General features: G+C 50.4%; 20 protein-coding genes and 1 riboswitch. Of the genes, 15 read left to right on the top strand and 5 right to left on the bottom strand.

What is annotated here, in order from left to right:
- Positions 1-99 precede the first annotated feature (99 nt).
- Positions 100-300 carry a TIGR04140 family protein gene (locus NUS69_RS02505; RefSeq protein WP_258084287.1) on the top strand — a complete coding sequence of 67 codons (201 nt, stop codon included), beginning with the start codon at positions 100-102 and terminating at the stop codon, positions 298-300.
- A gap of 14 nt (positions 301-314) precedes the next feature.
- Here the strand turns inward: NUS69_RS02505 and NUS69_RS02500 are convergent, their stop codons facing one another.
- From NUS69_RS02500 to NUS69_RS02490, 3 genes are read right to left on the bottom strand one after another with little or no spacing between them, the layout of a single operon-like run.
- Positions 315-2,573, bottom strand: a complete 2,259-nt coding sequence (locus NUS69_RS02500; protein WP_258084286.1) for a Piwi domain-containing protein — start codon at positions 2,571-2,573, stop codon at positions 315-317.
- A 41-nt stretch (positions 2,574-2,614) separates the two neighbouring features.
- A complete protein-coding gene (locus NUS69_RS02495; RefSeq protein WP_407704651.1) occupies positions 2,615-3,661 on the bottom strand; it encodes a radical SAM protein in 1,047 nt (348 codons plus the stop codon).
- Positions 3,662-3,699: 38 nt separating this feature from the next.
- The gene (locus NUS69_RS02490; protein ID WP_258084284.1) at positions 3,700-4,404 is read right to left on the bottom strand and encodes a zinc metalloprotease; all 705 of its coding nucleotides are present in this window, start codon (positions 4,402-4,404) and stop codon (positions 3,700-3,702) included.
- Between the two features lie 93 nt (positions 4,405-4,497).
- Positions 4,498-4,572: riboswitch (Fluoride riboswitch) on the top strand.
- 24 nt (positions 4,573-4,596) lie between these two features.
- On the opposite strand from NUS69_RS02490, the gene NUS69_RS02485 reads away from it, so the two are divergent.
- The 10 genes from NUS69_RS02485 (at position 4,597) to NUS69_RS02440 (ending at position 10,734) form a co-directional block, all read left to right on the top strand.
- Complete coding sequence (locus tag NUS69_RS02485; RefSeq protein ID WP_258084283.1) at positions 4,597-5,463, top strand: prenyltransferase/squalene oxidase repeat-containing protein; 867 nt, start codon at positions 4,597-4,599, stop codon at positions 5,461-5,463.
- Between the two features lie 9 nt (positions 5,464-5,472).
- Complete coding sequence (locus tag NUS69_RS02480) at positions 5,473-6,159, top strand: DUF6062 family protein (RefSeq protein ID WP_258084889.1); 687 nt, start codon at positions 5,473-5,475, stop codon at positions 6,157-6,159.
- Complete coding sequence (locus tag NUS69_RS02475; protein WP_258084282.1) at positions 6,150-6,449, top strand: hypothetical protein; 300 nt, start codon at positions 6,150-6,152, stop codon at positions 6,447-6,449. Before NUS69_RS02480 ends, NUS69_RS02475 begins: the two co-directional genes overlap by 10 nt.
- Entirely contained in the window at positions 6,446-6,871 is a 426-nt protein-coding gene (locus NUS69_RS02470) for a hypothetical protein (protein ID WP_258084281.1), read from the top strand. Before NUS69_RS02475 ends, NUS69_RS02470 begins: the two co-directional genes overlap by 4 nt.
- Before the next feature lie 124 nt (positions 6,872-6,995).
- Positions 6,996-7,367, top strand: a complete 372-nt coding sequence (crcB, locus tag NUS69_RS02465; RefSeq protein ID WP_258084280.1) for a fluoride efflux transporter CrcB — start codon at positions 6,996-6,998, stop codon at positions 7,365-7,367.
- 4 nt (positions 7,368-7,371) lie between these two features.
- Positions 7,372-7,752 carry a DUF190 domain-containing protein gene (locus tag NUS69_RS02460; protein WP_258084279.1) on the top strand — a complete coding sequence of 127 codons (381 nt, stop codon included), beginning with the start codon at positions 7,372-7,374 and terminating at the stop codon, positions 7,750-7,752.
- Between the two features lie 52 nt (positions 7,753-7,804).
- The gene (coaBC, locus tag NUS69_RS02455) at positions 7,805-9,019 is read left to right on the top strand and encodes a bifunctional phosphopantothenoylcysteine decarboxylase/phosphopantothenate--cysteine ligase CoaBC (protein WP_258084278.1); all 1,215 of its coding nucleotides are present in this window, start codon (positions 7,805-7,807) and stop codon (positions 9,017-9,019) included.
- A gap of 85 nt (positions 9,020-9,104) precedes the next feature.
- The gene (locus NUS69_RS02450; RefSeq protein WP_258084888.1) at positions 9,105-9,788 is read left to right on the top strand and encodes an aspartate/glutamate racemase family protein; all 684 of its coding nucleotides are present in this window, start codon (positions 9,105-9,107) and stop codon (positions 9,786-9,788) included.
- Positions 9,789-9,821: 33 nt separating this feature from the next.
- On the top strand, positions 9,822-10,115 hold the full coding sequence (locus NUS69_RS02445; RefSeq protein ID WP_258084277.1) for a MazG nucleotide pyrophosphohydrolase domain-containing protein: 294 nt from the start codon (positions 9,822-9,824) through the stop codon (positions 10,113-10,115).
- A gap of 22 nt (positions 10,116-10,137) precedes the next feature.
- Entirely contained in the window at positions 10,138-10,734 is a 597-nt protein-coding gene (locus tag NUS69_RS02440) for a hypothetical protein (RefSeq protein WP_258084276.1), read from the top strand.
- A 20-nt stretch (positions 10,735-10,754) separates the two neighbouring features.
- On the opposite strand, the gene NUS69_RS02435 is transcribed toward NUS69_RS02440, so the two are convergent.
- Both NUS69_RS02435 and NUS69_RS02430 read right to left on the bottom strand, forming a co-directional pair.
- Positions 10,755-11,021 carry a type II toxin-antitoxin system RelE family toxin gene (locus NUS69_RS02435; protein ID WP_258084275.1) on the bottom strand — a complete coding sequence of 89 codons (267 nt, stop codon included), beginning with the start codon at positions 11,019-11,021 and terminating at the stop codon, positions 10,755-10,757.
- A 10-nt stretch (positions 11,022-11,031) separates the two neighbouring features.
- Positions 11,032-11,250 (bottom strand): hypothetical protein, encoded by a 219-nt coding sequence (locus tag NUS69_RS02430; protein WP_258084274.1) that lies wholly within the window; start codon positions 11,248-11,250, stop codon positions 11,032-11,034.
- Between the two features lie 128 nt (positions 11,251-11,378).
- Between NUS69_RS02430 and NUS69_RS02425 the strand changes: the two genes are divergently transcribed.
- The 4 genes from NUS69_RS02425 to NUS69_RS02410 all read left to right on the top strand — a co-directional run bounded on the left by NUS69_RS02425 (position 11,379) and on the right by NUS69_RS02410 (position 15,309).
- Complete coding sequence (locus tag NUS69_RS02425) at positions 11,379-12,800, top strand: TldD/PmbA family protein (protein WP_258084273.1); 1,422 nt, start codon at positions 11,379-11,381, stop codon at positions 12,798-12,800.
- Between the two features lie 10 nt (positions 12,801-12,810).
- Entirely contained in the window at positions 12,811-14,133 is a 1,323-nt protein-coding gene (locus NUS69_RS02420; protein ID WP_258084887.1) for a TldD/PmbA family protein, read from the top strand.
- A 91-nt stretch (positions 14,134-14,224) separates the two neighbouring features.
- The gene (locus NUS69_RS02415) at positions 14,225-14,596 is read left to right on the top strand and encodes a hypothetical protein (protein WP_258084272.1); all 372 of its coding nucleotides are present in this window, start codon (positions 14,225-14,227) and stop codon (positions 14,594-14,596) included.
- On the top strand, positions 14,587-15,309 hold the full coding sequence (locus tag NUS69_RS02410) for a DUF835 domain-containing protein (protein ID WP_258084271.1): 723 nt from the start codon (positions 14,587-14,589) through the stop codon (positions 15,307-15,309). Before NUS69_RS02415 ends, NUS69_RS02410 begins: the two co-directional genes overlap by 10 nt.
- The last annotated feature ends 19 nt before the right edge of the window (positions 15,310-15,328 follow it).

Raw genomic sequence — 15,328 nt, 5'->3', positions numbered from 1 at the left:
CCCTCCATGTGTAATTGCAATATTACATATGACATCTTCCTTTATAAAGGTTTCGGTGGGCGGAAGCTATAAATCCTGAAACTGCGATGGGTTGGTGCCATGAAAAGGGAACTCATAACCGCCATCCCACCGAGAGAGCTGAGAGAGATACTTAGAAAGTCCGGGGCAGGGGTTTCTATCAGCGTGGAGGAGACGGAGCCGTTTCACGGCATGCCCCGGTACAGGCTTACCATCGAGGGGGCCAGAGAGGAAATCGAGAGGTTTATGGAAACGCTCAGACTCGCTAGGGCAGGGGGTTAAATTAAAATCAAGAATTACACGAAATATAGAAATCCCTCTGCCAAAAGGTCTTCCTTTATCCTCCATCCTTTACGAAGCGCCCTAACAAACTTATGTGCGTAATGTACCGGAGCAGGTAATTTCATATCCGCAGAGATGCTCCCATAGTTCAATTCAGTCAATAAAAATATTTCAAAGATATCCTCATTTGTTATCTCCTGGAATTCTACATTTCCCTTAGAGATAACTCTTTTTTTGCTGAGTTTTAATGGGACAGGAGTCCCTGTGGATTGCTTAACCCGGTGGGGCAATAGGTAGATAGAGTCCCCTATTTCCAGATATAGTTTACTATTAGTGAAAATTCTTAGCAATGGGCGTTTGATTATGTTAAATGTTGTTATATTAATGTTAAATAATTTGGAGATGTATGCTAATCCTTCTTCTTCGTCATTTGTGATTCTTCCATCACGCATTATAAGAATCCTCCTACCTTCTAACTCAATCCCAAATTTTCCAAATTGAACAACCATGTCCTTAAAAAATTCTTTCATATCGATGGATTCACCACTCTGCTCGCCAATTTCCACAGGAATTATTTTTCTAATGTATCCTTGGGAATCGAACATTACAGCACTACCTCCGATATATCCATGAGAAAGCTTCATTGGAGTGACGTCAATCCCAATAATGTAGTCATAACTAAATCTATGCTTGAGGACATAATATTTAACGCCCAATTTTGATAGCACCTGGAACAGTATATTATGTCGAACATACAAGTTAAGTCTTGACTCATTGTACCTATCCCTTTTGTATAGTGTCTCCTCATTAACTACTTGAGAAATTACATTGATCGAAAATAGCCTTTTCTTAATTTCATCAAATGTCTCGTTTGGAAGCTTTGTTCGGGTCGCTATAAATGCTAAGCCCAGTTCTGCATTTTTCATTAGGTATGACAGTTTGATACTTAGATTTACGATATCTCTGTCTGAAGTCAAATCTATTGTAAAAATATACTTCTCCCGGATATTTAAAACTGGAAAGTCTACCCAGCTTGAAAGACTTTTCTGGAGACTATTTATTAAGTATGTAAACTCTTTTTTAGCAAAGGTCTGGATATCCTCTGGAAGGGCAGAATCAAGAACTATAAATACGGGTATTTTCTGGAACTCTTTAAGCCTTTTTGGAACTTCGTAAGGCAGTATGATTGGATACTTTCTACTGTTCATCCAAGTGAATAGTTTTGTTTTTGACGTCTTTAACTCGGCTAGCGTAACAGTAACATTACTAGTATTTCTGACCTGCAAAACGTTATTTAAATCAATATCAAATACATTGGCTCTGAATTTAACTAAGGATGGCACTATGACATTTGTGTTAGCTTTGATGTTGTTGAGTAGTCTTGAAAGAAGCAATATCCTCTGATCGGGAGCGAGTTTTAAATAGTCCAAAATCTCCGACGCGAGATTAGCATCCAGTTGTTCCGCATTATATACCGGAACAACGAATTGGGGCAAAAGATGAACTAAGTCTCTCTTATCATGTCGCTTTATAGGTCTAGCGAGGATTATTGGTTGATCTAACTCAACGGGCCCGAATTTCTTGTAAAATTCTTTTTTCAACTCTGGGGTATTCCAGTATCGTTCAAGATGATAGTCATACCAATGTTGGACATCATCAGGATGGCTCTCGATTATGTTGGGGTCACCACTATATCTTTCAAAGCTAGGTTTGTAGACAGTTTTATACTCTGATGCAATATCTCTCAAGAGTATAGTTTCCCGGTGTTCTTTCAAGAAATCTCTCAACATTTCTTTGTTTTTTCCCACGAGTTCCCACAATGTCTTTTTGCTACGAATTTGATGTGATAGATGAAGTAATAAATAAAAATTATTATCATGTTTAATTACCGAGGATTTCACCTCAGGCATAATCTCAAAATCCCCAAAAATTTTTGGCCGCCTATATTTTTGTAGGATTTTAGATAGGGTATAATCTGAAATTCCCTTGTCTCGCAGAATTCTGAGGATAAGTTTACACTGATGGTTCTCAGGGAGTTCACTAAATGATATCTCATCTTCTATAGCAAATTTTCCTTGGTATTCCAGCTCAAGTGGAGTTGCAATAATTCTGTTTTGAGAGTCTATAACTACTCCCATGTTGTTGTATGCGATTCTATAAATATTGGTTCCATCTTCAGGCCTATTGAAAATTTTGTAAAGGTAAATTTCATCTGGAATTATATTAGGGTTTACTTTCACCATATTTGTCAGTACTTCCATAAGCCCCACCACAGATTAGCATTACTTAAATACGTTAAAAAGATTATTCTTGTCTATTCAACCAGAGCGTTTCTAAAACCGAGTTCTCCAACGATTTGAACCGCTTTTTGTCTCTCCTCTATACTCAACCCCCTGCTGATTTCAGGATATTCATCCGCCCGATACTCCGGCCTGTACTGGAACATAACGTTCACCCGGACATCCTTTCCGAGATTTGCAGCTATCCACTCCAGCACCGGCCGCGTGCAGCAGTCGATGTGATCGGGCATCACCAAGTGCCTTATGAGAAACTCCGCTCCGAAGTGCTCTCTGGCGAGGAGGAAGTTCCTCGTCACGACCTCCCAGTAGCGGGGAACCTTAGAATACCTCAAGGCACACCCATCGTTTCCCCACTTAAAGTCGGCAAGATATACGTCAACGATGCCGTCGAGGAGCCTCATGGCTTCTTCGCTCATGTACATATTGGAGTTCCAGATAACCGGAATCGGGACGCTGACGTGCCTCAGGGTCTCAATGATGAAGGGCAGGTTCGGCGTTGGTTCGCCACCGACGAAGTTAACGTTCCTGGCTCCCCTCCTGAAGGCCTCCTCGATTTTCAGCGCCATGAACTCTGGAGCGTGCTCAATCCCAACGCGGTACTGACTTATGTCCCAGTTCTGGCAGAAGACGCAGCGGAAGTTGCAGCCGGAGAAGAAGACTGTGTATGACGGCACGAGCTCCGGCTCCTCACCGTAGTGGAGGAAGTCGCTCGCAACGAGGCTCTCCCTCACGCGACAGTATCCGATGCCCTCCCTCCTGTTCACGCGGCATTTTATCTCGCACAGGGTGCAGGATTCCAGAATCCTACCGGCAATCAGTGCCTTGAGCTCCAGAAGATTTTTCTCCGGTTTCTCACTCAGGTCATTTTCCCTTAACCTATCCATCCCCTCGGTATGGAGATTCCAAAGTTCATCAAGGGAGAGACCGTCTTTGAATCTAACTTCTACCCGCTTTGTGATGGAAGAGGCCGGCTCCTCTGTCCCCTCAAGAATCGAGAAGTAGCGCGGCAGCGCCCTTCTTGCTCCCTCACTTCCCCATCTGGAAATCCGGCCGAGCCACATCATTAAGAAATAACGTCCAAAACCTAAAACTTTTTACCTTACTCCTCCCGGGGATTGCGCTCGGACCACTCGACCGCCCTTTTGAGGCTGATAAAGCAGGAATCGCAGTAGCCGAGCATCCGGGAATCCCATTCTTCCATCGTGGATGGGGAGTTCATGACGCACTCGTTTGAACAGTGGCCGAGGTCGAAGCTGTGGCCAACCTCGTGGAGGATCCCTTTGAGGAGACGGTTTTTGAATAGTTCGAGCTCTCCCTTTATACGGGCCCTTTCTTCTTCGGATACATCTTCCTCATCGGGCCTTTTCAGAAGTTCAGAGAGTCCCGGCGGTTCGAAGGGCTTCATCGACAGAACCATTATTCTCAACCCAATCAGGGTCTCGTGTATCCCCAAAAACTTCTCATAGAAGTCAAAATACGGGTTGCGGGAGACGAGGGGGAACGTGGTGAGTGCGAATATTTTGTTCATCTTTATCCCGGGCCTCTCCTCTATCTCGTTGAGGAGCTTGGCGTGGAGAAACTCCACAAGGACTTCGATCGGGTACGCCCGTATCTTTCCCTCCGAGGTGTATATGTTTATCAGGTAGCCGGGCTCCAGTTTCAGTTTTCCTATGTAGAGAAACCTGAGCGGAAGGCCGTTCTCCTCAAAGAAACGATTTGCCTCATCGAATACATCGAACACGACCTCTTTTATTACCTCCTCCTTCACGAAGTTTCCAGCATAGGTGAAGGCTATGAACTCCATGATTTCATCACAGATGAAAGGCCGTTTTATTCCTATTAAATCTTTAGGTTATTAGGCAGTTGCACCACAAACGTTTTTAAACGCCTTTCAGATGGTCTTCCGGGCGATGGCGTCCGCCCGGGCTTCGAGCCGAACCGCCCGTTGAGGGCTGATGACGCCTGTTCTCCGTCAAAAGCTTGGGGAGGCGGTGGAATGGGCTCGAAGCTATATGAAATTGGACGGTTCGTTAACGCTGATTCGCTCATCAGGTATATAGAGGAGAGACGCCACGAGGACGGCGGTTACTGCTTCGTCAGCGTTCTCGACGACACCAACGTCAACGACACGTACTACGCCGTCAAGACCTACAATCTCCTTGGCATGGAGGTTCCTGAGCCAGAGAAGACGGTGGAGTTCCTTGAAAGGGCAATACAGCCCCAGACGGCGGTCGTTGCGATAGCGATGGCGATGGAGGGTCTGGCAGTCCTAGGTGCAAAGGACGTGGCGATGAACCACGTGGACATCATTTTCACCAAGTACAACCCCCTTGAGGGCAGGTTCGCCGTCGGTCTCGGTGGAAGCGAGGAGTTCGGAACGGCGACGCCGCTGGAGGCAACTTACTGGGTCGTCAAGGCGTTCAAGGCTATAGGCTATGATTTCAGCCCCGATGAGAAGGAAGCCATAAGGGCCTTCGTTATGAAGTTCAGAAACGGAAACGGTTACGGGGTCAAGGGGCCAACCACGACGATGACGTATCAGGCATTATACACTCTCCACGCCCTTGGATACAGGCCACCTAAAAGCCCCCACTTCCGTAACTGCGAAGTCTGTGGCGACTGGGGCGGCTTTACGGAGGTTCCCTACAGCCTTCCCCCCTACCTTGAGCCTACGTTCTACGCTTCCAGGGGGCTTGAACTGCAGGGTGAGAGGCCAGACTGCCCAAGACGGCACATTTGGTTCATCCGTCAGCTTCAGAACTCCAACGGCGGCTTCAGACGTTCGCTGGAACTGGGCATCTCGAACTTCCAGAACACATACCGGGCACTGGCGGTGCTGGACTTCATGGAGAGGTTCATCTGAGTGGTGGGCATGGACCTAATCGGCATGTATCTGAGGGACGCCCTCGGGGAGGGCTGTCCCGTCTGCAGAATACTCCGCAAATACGAGGAGTCGGAAATAGACACTATCCTGTATGAGCACGTGAACAATCCGGGTGTGAGGGAGAAGTTCAAAGAAAGCCTGGGCCTCTGCACCTACCACGCATGGAAAACCCTTGGAAAAGCGTATTCAGAACCCCTGCTGGGCCCCTTAGGCGTGGCCATAATCTACGAACACATGCTGAGGACGTACATAGCCTACCTTGAGAGGGGCACTGTCCCCGAGGAGGGGGAATGCTTCCTCTGCAGGCTGATGGAGGAGAAGGAGAAAAGCACTATAGACGCGTTCGCGGGAAGGATTGAAGAGCTCCTGCCCGAATATGAGCGCTCCGAATCGGTGCTGTGCAGGAATCACTACGTAATGCTCCTCCAAATCCTCCGACGGGAGAACTCCACCGCGGCGGAAAGGCTGGAAAGGGTTCAGATAAAAAAGCTGAGGGTTCTCAGGGAAAGGCTCGACTCGTTCATCGACAAGTTTGACTACAGGGCCAGGGAGCGGCCAACGAAGGATGAGATATCGGCGCTCCCCCTGACGATAGAAGCATTGAAGGGAATCGAAACGGGAATCGCCATAAAACACCGCGAGAAGCAAAAGAGGAGGAGGTTCCCGTGGAGATAGAGGTCACAAACGACGAGCTGAAGATCATAAGGAAAAACAAGCGCGAGATAGAGAAGAGGTTCCGTGACCTGGAGGGGCTTGAGAGGACACTCAGGGTTCTAAAGCTTCGCCTCCTTCTCGAAGGTAAGGACAGGCTGGAGAAAAAGCTGGCTGAGATAAGGGCCAGCTACACCGAGCTCGTCGAGTTTGAGGAAACCGCAAAGCGGGACAAGGAGTTCCTGATGGTGTTCCGGAAAGAGCTCAGCGAGGAAAACAAGAGGCTTAGAGCGAAGCTTGGGTGTAGAAAATGAGGATTACAGTGAGACCAAAGCGGGGCTGGCGAAGGGTGACGTTCAGAATTCCGGACGAGACCTTCGAGAAGATTGGGAAGCTCTGCGAACGCTACGATTTCCGGGTGGAGGAGGCGGTCAGGATAATCCTCCTTCACGGCTACCTCGATGACGATCCAGAAGCCAACGAAACGACGTTCAAAAGGCTCCAAGAAGAGATAGCCCGGCTTGATGGGGAACTCTACGAGCTGGAGGGCAAATGGTCTCCCCTAAAGTTCCGCTCGTACTACATCGCCATGGACAACCAGAACCTCGCCATACAGCTCTCCGCCATGATTGCCGAGAACAAACGGCTCCGGGAGCAACTGGGACTTCCAAAGCGGGACTACAGTGAGGCCGAGGAGAAGATACACTACTACCTCAACTTCGAGGGTAGGGAATGAACACATCCATTGACTCCGCCGGACTGAACGTGCTCTCCCTGGATACATCCAGGTACCAAAATTTTAAGTATGCACTGCCAGACGCACCCAGAGAAACAGGAAGAACAAAAACAAGGTGAGGAAAATGAACCCCAGGATAGTACTGGCAATCGCACTCGGCGGGGCCCTAGGCGCGCTGGCGAGGTTCTACATCTCGGGCATACTCCCGGTTTACAGGGACTTCCCGGTTGGGACGCTCCTCGTGAACAGCATAGCCAGCCTGATCCTGGGCTACCTGTACGGCCTGCTCTTCTGGGGCATAGGAATTTCAAGCGAGTGGAGGCTCTTCTTTGGAATGGGCTTCTGCGGGGCACTGAGCACGTTCTCAACCTTCTCCTACGAGACCTTCTCGCTCCTGCGCGAGAGAGAGTATTCCTTAGCCCTTTTGAACATCTCGGCAAACGTTATAATCACAATAGGCCTAATATTCCTCGGGTTCGTCCTTGCAAGGAGGTGATTTTGTGGTCGAGGTCGAGCACTGGAACACGCTCCGCCTTCGCATTTACATAGGCGAAAACGACCGCTTTGAGGGAAAGCCTCTTTACAAGGCCATCGTTGAAAAGCTCCGGGAGATGGGAATCGCCGGTGCAACCGTTTACCGGGGCATCTACGGGTTCGGCAAGAAGAGCAAGGTTCACTCGGCGGACGTTATGAGGCTTTCAACGGACCTGCCCATAGTGGTGGAGGTGGTTGACAGGGGATACAAAATTGAGAGGGCCATAAACGAGATAAAGCCCATGATAAGGGACGGCATGATAACAGTCGAGCCCACGATAGTCGTGTGGGTGGGCACGAAAGAAGAGGTGAGCAAGTTCGAGGAGGACGCTGTGAGGGAGCTTTGAGCCTCCCAAGTATTATATATGAGTTGGTGCAACTCTTTCTGGAGGTGTCATCATGCTTCACCACGTTAAGCTTATTCACGCCACGAAGAGCCGGAAACTCGTTGGAAAGAAGATTGTCCTGGCAATTCCAGGCAGTATAGCCGCCGTCGAGTGCGTCAAACTCGCAAGGGAGCTTATCCGCCATGGGGCGGAGGTCCACGCAGTGATGAGCGAGAGCGCGACCAAGATAATCCACCCCTACGCGATGGAGTTCGCCACAGGAAACCCCGTCGTGACGGAAATTACCGGCTTCATAGAGCACGTCGAGCTCGCCGGAGACCACGAAAATAAAGCCGACCTGATCCTCGTCTGCCCGGCAACGGCAAATACGATTGGGAAGATAGCCTGCGGCATAGACGATACCCCCGTTACAACCGTTGTAACGACGGCCTTCGCACACACGCCCATAATGATCGCCCCTGCGATGCACTCCAGCATGTATGAGCATCCGATTGTCGTCCAGAACATCGAGAAGCTCAAGGAGCTCGGCGTCGAGTTCATAGGGCCCCGCTTTGAGGAGGGCAAGGCAAAGGTTGCTTCGATTGACGAGATCGTCTACCGCGTAATAAAGAAGCTTCATCCAAAGACCCTCAAAGGAAAGCGCGTTCTCGTCACCGCTGGAGCAACGAGGGAGTACATAGACCCGATACGGTACATCACCAATGCGAGCTCCGGTAGGATGGGGGTCGCGATCGCGGAAGAGGCCGACTTCAGGGGGGCGGAGGTAACTCTGATTAGAACCAAAGGGAGCGTTCCGAGCTTCGTCGAGAACCAGATTGAAGTCGAGACCGTCGAGGAGATGCTCGGGGCGGTAGAAAGGGAGCTGAGGGCTAAAAAGTACGACATCGTTGTTTTAGCCGCCGCCGTAAGCGACTTCCGCGTTAAGGAGAAGGCCAGCGTGAAGATAAAGAGCGGAAAAACTCTAACCCTTGAGCTTGGGCCAACGCCGAAGATAATAGACAGGGTGAAGGAGCTCCAGCCGGACGTTTTTCTCGTAGGGTTTAAGGCCGAGACAGGGCTGAGCGAGGAGGAACTTATCGAGGCCGCCAGAAAGCAGATAGAACGGGCAGGGAGCGACCTCGTTGTGGCCAACACGCTTAAGGCCTTTGGCAGCGAGGAAAACGAAGTCATTCTCGTGGGCAGGGACTTCGTCAAAAAACTTCCCAGAATGGGCAAGCGGGAGCTGGCCGGGAGGCTTCTCGATGAGGTAGTTTCGGTGATCGGGTGAGGGGTTCCCATTACTTTTCTTTTAACATTCGGTTTTAAACCAAAAGGTTCATATCCCTCGGAGAAGACTTTATACGGTGACGCACATGAAGAGGATAGGCATAATCGGCGGAACGACCCCGGAATCAACCTGTTATTACTACAGGAAATACATAGAGATAAGCAGGGAGAAGTTTGGCCCCTTCACCTTCCCGGAGCTCATAATCTACTCGATAAACTTCGAAGAGTTCAGGAACAATCCCCGCGGCTGGGAGGGGAGGAAGGAGATACTCATAAAGGCCGCAAAGGCCCTTGAGCGGGCAGGAGCGGAAATCATCTCCCTCTCCGCAAACACTCCCCACATAGTGTTCCCCGAGGTCCAGAGGGCCGTCAGCGTGCCTATGGTCAGCATAATAGACGCGCTCATCGAGGAGATGAAGAGAAGAGGGGTCAAAAAGGTTCTCCTCCTTGGCACCAAGACCACAATGACGGCAGACTTCTACAAAGATGCCCTCACGGGGGCGGGTTTTGACATCATAGTGCCTTCCGGGGAGGAGATTGACGAAATCAACAGGATAATCTTCGAGGAGCTGGCCTTTGAGAACCTTAAGAGCAAATCGTACCTGGTCGATCTTATCGAAAGGTACGAGAAGAAATACGGCATCGAGGGGGTAATCCTCGGCTGTACCGAGCTGCCGCTGGCGATAAAGCAGGGCGACGTCTCTGTCGAGGTCTTCGACACGGCGGCAATCCACATGAGGAAGCTGATAGAAATAGCGAGTGATTTTTAAGCCCTTTTCTTCCCCTTTCCCCAGGTGGGGAAGATGGAAATCCGTGAGTTTCAGGGGATGATCAGGGACATCTACTTCCACAAGGACTCGAAGCGCGGGGTTGATAAGACCTTCCTCTGGTTCGTCGAAGAAGTTGGAGAGCTGAGCGAGGCGATAAGGAAAAACGACAGGAAAACGATGCAGGAGGAGTTTGCAGATGTTCTGGCGTGGCTCGCGAGCCTAGCCAATCTGCTCGACATCGATATCGAGGAAGCGGCGAAGAAGAAGTACCCCGGCGTCTGTCCCTACTGCGGAAAAAAGCCGTGTGAATGTGAGGAGAAGTTTTAATTTTCTAACTCAAGAGCTTTCTTTGGGGGTAGTCATGAAGCCAGAAGATGGGCCAATCACGCTTGGCGATGTAAAGCTCCTGGTGAGGGAACTGTTAGGATACACCATAACAGACCATCAACTCAAAAAGGACTTGATGGAGTGGCTTCAGTCAAAGGGGCTAACCGTGGACTACGTTAGGATTCGAAGAGGAAAGAGCTTCAGGTACAATCTACCCGTGGAATTCGTAGAGTATGAGCTGAAATTATGCAAGAAAAGACTAGAAAGGGAAACACTCTCCCGTGAACTGTATGGGGAGTTCCCCTTTGTGAAGATTCATCATGGAACGCTTGAGGAACTTTCGAAGAAATTTGAGAGACTACCCTCTCACGAGCTGTACCCTGTGGTCAAAGCCGCAATTAGAACCGCCATTGAAAGACGAAGTGCTTCTGCTCAAGCACAACTCGTCATTGAGTACACATGCTGGGGACTCTGTCACTCGCATCATAATCGGGCCACTTTCAAACCCATTGTCATACTCAACGTAAAATCTGGCCTTTTTATCATGGCAAGATACACCAAAGATGGTCTCGAGACTAAGCTTATAGAGGATCCATTTGTGCGACCACAAATAAAATAGCAGTATGTAGTATATCCCAGTCACTCATACACGTTTTCCCTTTTTCCAAATTTAATGACAAGAATAAGCAGTTTCTTCCGTTGGAGTTCGTAAATTACCCGGTACTCACCCAAACGAACTCTAAACGTGTTATCTCTCCCTTTGAGCTTTTTAACGTCAAACTTTTCAGAAGGGACCGGGTTGAATTTAAGCTCTTCAATTAGCTCCCCAAACTTTTTCCTCACGTTTTCTGGAGCATCCTTCAGTTTTTTCAGAACATTCCTGTGAAGGAGAACTTCGTAAACCATTCAAAGCACCTCAAAGGCCAAGCTCCTTCTTAGCCTCCTCCCAGGGCACTCCGTTTTCCAGCGTTTCTTTGGAAAGTTTTTCGAGTTCCTTAAGCTCCTCTTCGCTAACTTCCTCTTCCTCAAGCTCCTGAATCTTTAGCTTAAGAAGCTCTTCTTCTATCTCGTCCAGTTTTTTCCTCATAAGCTGGATATCCCGAAGTATGAGGGCAATGTTTATGCTCTCGCTCATCACACCACCTAATCTGAACTGAACTCCAAACAACTTAAACCTTGCGCGTCTTTTCGACCGCCATCTTAACGGAAAGACTTTTATACTTCCGGACGCACTATTCTATGCAGTAAACCGAGGTGATGTGCATGCATGAACTCGTAGAGTTCGCCGTTGAGAAGGCCCTCGAACTGGGGGCGGGCTACGCGGAGGCGCGCTTCGAGGAGAAGAACGGCACTTCTCTAGCGATGAAGAACGGCAACCCTGAGGGGCTGAGCATAATATCTGAGAAGGGAATCGGTGTAAGGGTTCTGGTCGATGGGGGCATGGGCTTCGCTTCAACCAACGTTCTCACTAAAGAGAGCGTCGCCGAGGCGGTCAAAAAGGCAGTTAAGCTCGCAAAGGCGGCCTCCAGGGTGAGGAACGAGTCGATAAGGTTCAGCGATGAGGACTTCCACCGCGTTTCCTACAAGGTTAAGATGAAGAAGGACTTCCGCGATGTTTCTCCGGAGGAGAAGATGGAGCTCCTCAGGAAAATCGAGGAGGAGGTAAAGGGGACCGGGGTAAACGTGCCGATGAGATACCTCGGCTACTCTGACCAGCTCTGGAAGAAGATCTTCGTCAACAGCGAAGGAGCATACGTAAAGAGCAAGATCCCGCGCGTCTCCGTTATGTACAACCTCGTCGTTTTCGAGAACGGTCAGATGGAGCAGGCACCCTTCGTCCAGAGGGCTTTCTCCGGTGGCTTGGAGCTCATCGAGAAGGACGAGCCGTGGAGCTGGGCCGTCAAGGACGTTCAGGCCCTAAAGAAGCTCATCTATGAGGGACAAAAGCCGCCCGAGGGCAAGGTTGACCTCGTCATAAGCCCGGAGGTCGCTGGCATAGCTGTCCACGAGAGCGTTGGACATCCATACGAGGCAGACAGGATATTCGGAAGGGAGGCAGCCCAGGCCGGGGAGAGCTTTGTTAAGCCCGATATGCTTGGCGAAAGGATTGGAAGCGACGCCGTTACCGTCATCGAAGACCCGACTATACCAAACAGCTGGGGCTTCTACCTCTACGACGATGAGGGCGTCAAGGCGAGGCCGCGCTACCTCATCAAGGACGGAATAATCACCGAGTTCCTAACGAACAGAGAATACGCCGCAAAGCTGGGCCAGCGGTCAAACGCAGCCGCGAGAGCGATAAACTACAACCGCGAGCCCATAGTGAGGATGGCCAACACCTACCTCGCCCCCGGTGACTACTCCTTCGAGGAGCTCATCGAGGACATCAAGCTCGGCGTCTACATGGTGAGCTTCAACGAATGGAACATCGACGACAGGCGCTATCAGCAGAGGTACATCGGCAGGGAGGCCTACCTCATCGAGAACGGCGAGATAAAGCACCCGGTCAGGAGGCCTATCCTTGAGATAACCACCAGGGCCCTGTGGAGCAGCGTCGATGCCGTTGGCAAAGAGGTCGAGATGTTCCCGGGAACCTGCGGTAAAGGCGAGCCCGGGCAGGGCGTGCCGGTCTGGATGGGCGGAGCACACGCGAGGCTTAGGGATATCCCCCTAAGGAGGCCGTGAGGTGGTGGAGATGTTCGACGTTAACGAGTTCATCCTTAAAAAAGCCAGGGAGCTTGGATTTGGCGACGTCGTCGTTCTGGGCTATGAGACCAACCGCAGACAGGTCCGCTTCGCCAACAATGAGATAACGGTAGCAAAAAACTGGCACGAGCGGAAGGTGGAGCTGTTCGTCGAGCTTGAGAAGCGCGTTGCCGGAACGAGCATCACCGAGCTGAGCGAGGAGAACATCGAGCGGACTCTGAAGACCCTCCTGAGCAACATGAAGGGAATGGCGCCGAAGGAGGACTACTACGGCATCGCTGAAGGACCATTCGAGTACAGAGATATTCCGGAGACCTTCGATAAGTCCATAGTCGAACTCGACGAACCAAACGAGTACGTTGAGAGGGCAATCAATGCGGCACTTGAGGAGGGGGCGAAGCGCGTCGCCGGTGTCCTCTACACCGACCACAACAGGCTTTATCTGACCACGAGCAACGGCGTCGAGGCCTTTGAAGAGGGAACGGGGATAGAGATAAGCGTTAGGGCATTCATCGGCGACCTAGAGAGCGGACACGGAACGAACTCGGTGAGAATTCTCAAGAAGTTCGACCCGGAGTCAGCCGGCAGGAAGGCCGGCGAGATTGCAAAGCTCGCCCAGAATCCGGAGCAGGGGCCGGAAGGAAAATTCGACGTCATCTTTGACCCCTTAGCCTTCGCCAACCTGCTGAGCTACATGAGCTTCATGACATCGGCTTACGCGGCAGAGGCCGGTTTTAGCTTCCTGGTGAACAAGCTGGGTCAGAAAGTAGCCAATGAAATCGTCACGATAAAGGACGTCGGCAACATGCCCAACGGCTATGGCAGCAGAAAGTTCGACGACGAGGGAGTGCCCACGAGGGAGACCACGATAATCGAGAACGGAACCTTCAAGACCTTCCTGCTCAACACCAGCATGGCGAAGAAGTACGGGACGGAGACGACGGCCAACGCCGGCTTAATGATGCCCCATGCCTGGAACATCGTCCTTGAGCCGGGCGATTACACCAAGGAGGAGCTCTTCAGCGAGGTGAAGAAAGGCATTTACATCACTAACGTCTGGTACACCCGCTTCCAGAACTACGTCGCCGGCGACTTCTCGACCATCCCGAGGGATGGGATATTCCTCGTGGAAAACGGAGAGCTAAGGCCGATAAGGAACATCCGCGTGAGTGACAACTTCCAGAGGATCCTTGAGGGGATCAAGGCGCTCGGGAAGGAGAGCTACCACATCCACTGGTGGGAGGTCAGGACGCCGGTTTCAACGCCGTACGTTCTCGTGGAGGACGTTGGCATAACCAGGGCGACGAAGTGAACCATGCTTTAACTTTTTAACACTATTTTGTGAAACGACTTTAAACAGACTAAAAGTTTTAAATATTCATTACACAAACCGCCAACGGCAGGTGAGATGTGTGCTGGAAGTCCTGAATGTTGTGATGAGGTTCTCAACGTGGGGGTTTACCACCTACAGGTGGATAAGAAAACGTGAGGAATTCCTGCTCTTTCTGAGCCTGGCGCTGTGGATAGACTCCCTCGCGGCCCTTGCTCAAAAGCCGATCCTTGAAAATCTGGGACTCAATCCCGAGGCCAAAGTCCTGGTTCCCCTCCTTTCCCTGCTGGCGGTGGTCGAGGGAATACTCCTTCTCGCGACTTCCCTCTGCCTCCATGAACGACTCAGGAGCACGAGCGGTCAGATCCTGATAATTTTAACCGCGGTGAGTGGGTCTGCGTACGTTCTGCTCGCGACGCTCTTTGGTACACCCCCATGCTCATGATGGCGTTTCCTCTGCCCTTTTTGGGACTGTCTCTCATGGCCACGGGATACACCCTCATGAGAAAGGAGATAGGAATAAAGAGCACCGCCACGCTGTTCCCCGTGGGTGCATTTCTCCTCGGTGCCATCAACCTCACGTATCCCGCAACAATAACAACTGCACTTGCTCCATATCTTTACGGCGCTGGAGCACTGTTCAGGGCGATGATGTTTATTGGGATGGCAAAGTATGCACTTTTTCAGATCGTACCTCCCAAGGCCCCAGTGGGTAATATACCCCATGGCGCATTCTACGTGGACAATAAGCGATATATCTCATTAATCCTCCAGAGGATGAAGTACACAGGAAACGGGGTTCTTATCACCAGAACACCTCCTGAGGATGAGACTCCCACGTTCCCCGTCTTTTGGGTTACTCGGGTTGCTTCGACTGCCCCATGGAAAAACATTGTGACTGTACGGCCCACCGATATAGGGATACTGATAGACCTTGTCAAAAAACATCTCGAAAAGGGACACTCAATTGTTGTCCTCGACTGCTTCGAATATTTAGTACTGGAAAACGGCTTCGAAAATGCGTTCAAGTTCCTGCTCTCATTGAAAGACCACGTTGTCAAATTTGGAGGTACTCTTATAGTAGTCACTGATCCGTCTATGTACTCCGAAAAACAATGGACGGTTATGTTGAGGGAGCTTGACAGGCTGGAGTTTTGACGCTCTCCTGTGGCACTCA

It is taken from the genome of Thermococcus thermotolerans (assembly GCF_024707485.1).
Lineage (GTDB): Archaea > Methanobacteriota_B > Thermococci > Thermococcales > Thermococcaceae > Thermococcus > Thermococcus thermotolerans.
The sequence above is the reverse complement of the archived record's forward strand: the minus strand, read 5'-3'. Positions and strand labels throughout refer to the sequence as shown.

What these genes read in the sequence shown, in the direction of transcription:
- NUS69_RS02505 (WP_258084287.1), top strand. Translation starts at nt 100, where the DNA reads ATGAAAAGGGAACTCATAACCGCCATCCCACCGAGAGAGCTGAGAGAG.
- NUS69_RS02495 (WP_407704651.1), bottom strand. Translation starts at nt 3,661, where the DNA reads ATGTGGCTCGGCCGGATTTCCAGATGGGGAAGTGAGGGAGCAAGAAGG.
- NUS69_RS02490 (WP_258084284.1), bottom strand. Translation starts at nt 4,404, where the DNA reads ATGGAGTTCATAGCCTTCACCTATGCTGGAAACTTCGTGAAGGAGGAG.
- NUS69_RS02485 (WP_258084283.1), top strand. Translation starts at nt 4,597, where the DNA reads ATGGGCTCGAAGCTATATGAAATTGGACGGTTCGTTAACGCTGATTCG.
- NUS69_RS02480 (WP_258084889.1), top strand. Translation starts at nt 5,473, where the DNA reads ATGGACCTAATCGGCATGTATCTGAGGGACGCCCTCGGGGAGGGCTGT.
- NUS69_RS02470 (WP_258084281.1), top strand. Translation starts at nt 6,446, where the DNA reads ATGAGGATTACAGTGAGACCAAAGCGGGGCTGGCGAAGGGTGACGTTC.
- crcB (WP_258084280.1), top strand. Translation starts at nt 6,996, where the DNA reads ATGAACCCCAGGATAGTACTGGCAATCGCACTCGGCGGGGCCCTAGGC.
- coaBC (WP_258084278.1), top strand. Translation starts at nt 7,805, where the DNA reads ATGCTTCACCACGTTAAGCTTATTCACGCCACGAAGAGCCGGAAACTC.
- NUS69_RS02450 (WP_258084888.1), top strand. Translation starts at nt 9,105, where the DNA reads ATGAAGAGGATAGGCATAATCGGCGGAACGACCCCGGAATCAACCTGT.
- NUS69_RS02445 (WP_258084277.1), top strand. Translation starts at nt 9,822, where the DNA reads ATGGAAATCCGTGAGTTTCAGGGGATGATCAGGGACATCTACTTCCAC.
- NUS69_RS02435 (WP_258084275.1), bottom strand. Translation starts at nt 11,021, where the DNA reads ATGGTTTACGAAGTTCTCCTTCACAGGAATGTTCTGAAAAAACTGAAG.
- NUS69_RS02430 (WP_258084274.1), bottom strand. Translation starts at nt 11,250, where the DNA reads ATGAGCGAGAGCATAAACATTGCCCTCATACTTCGGGATATCCAGCTT.
- NUS69_RS02425 (WP_258084273.1), top strand. Translation starts at nt 11,379, where the DNA reads ATGCATGAACTCGTAGAGTTCGCCGTTGAGAAGGCCCTCGAACTGGGG.
- NUS69_RS02420 (WP_258084887.1), top strand. Translation starts at nt 12,811, where the DNA reads ATGTTCGACGTTAACGAGTTCATCCTTAAAAAAGCCAGGGAGCTTGGA.
- NUS69_RS02410 (WP_258084271.1), top strand. Translation starts at nt 14,587, where the DNA reads ATGCTCATGATGGCGTTTCCTCTGCCCTTTTTGGGACTGTCTCTCATG.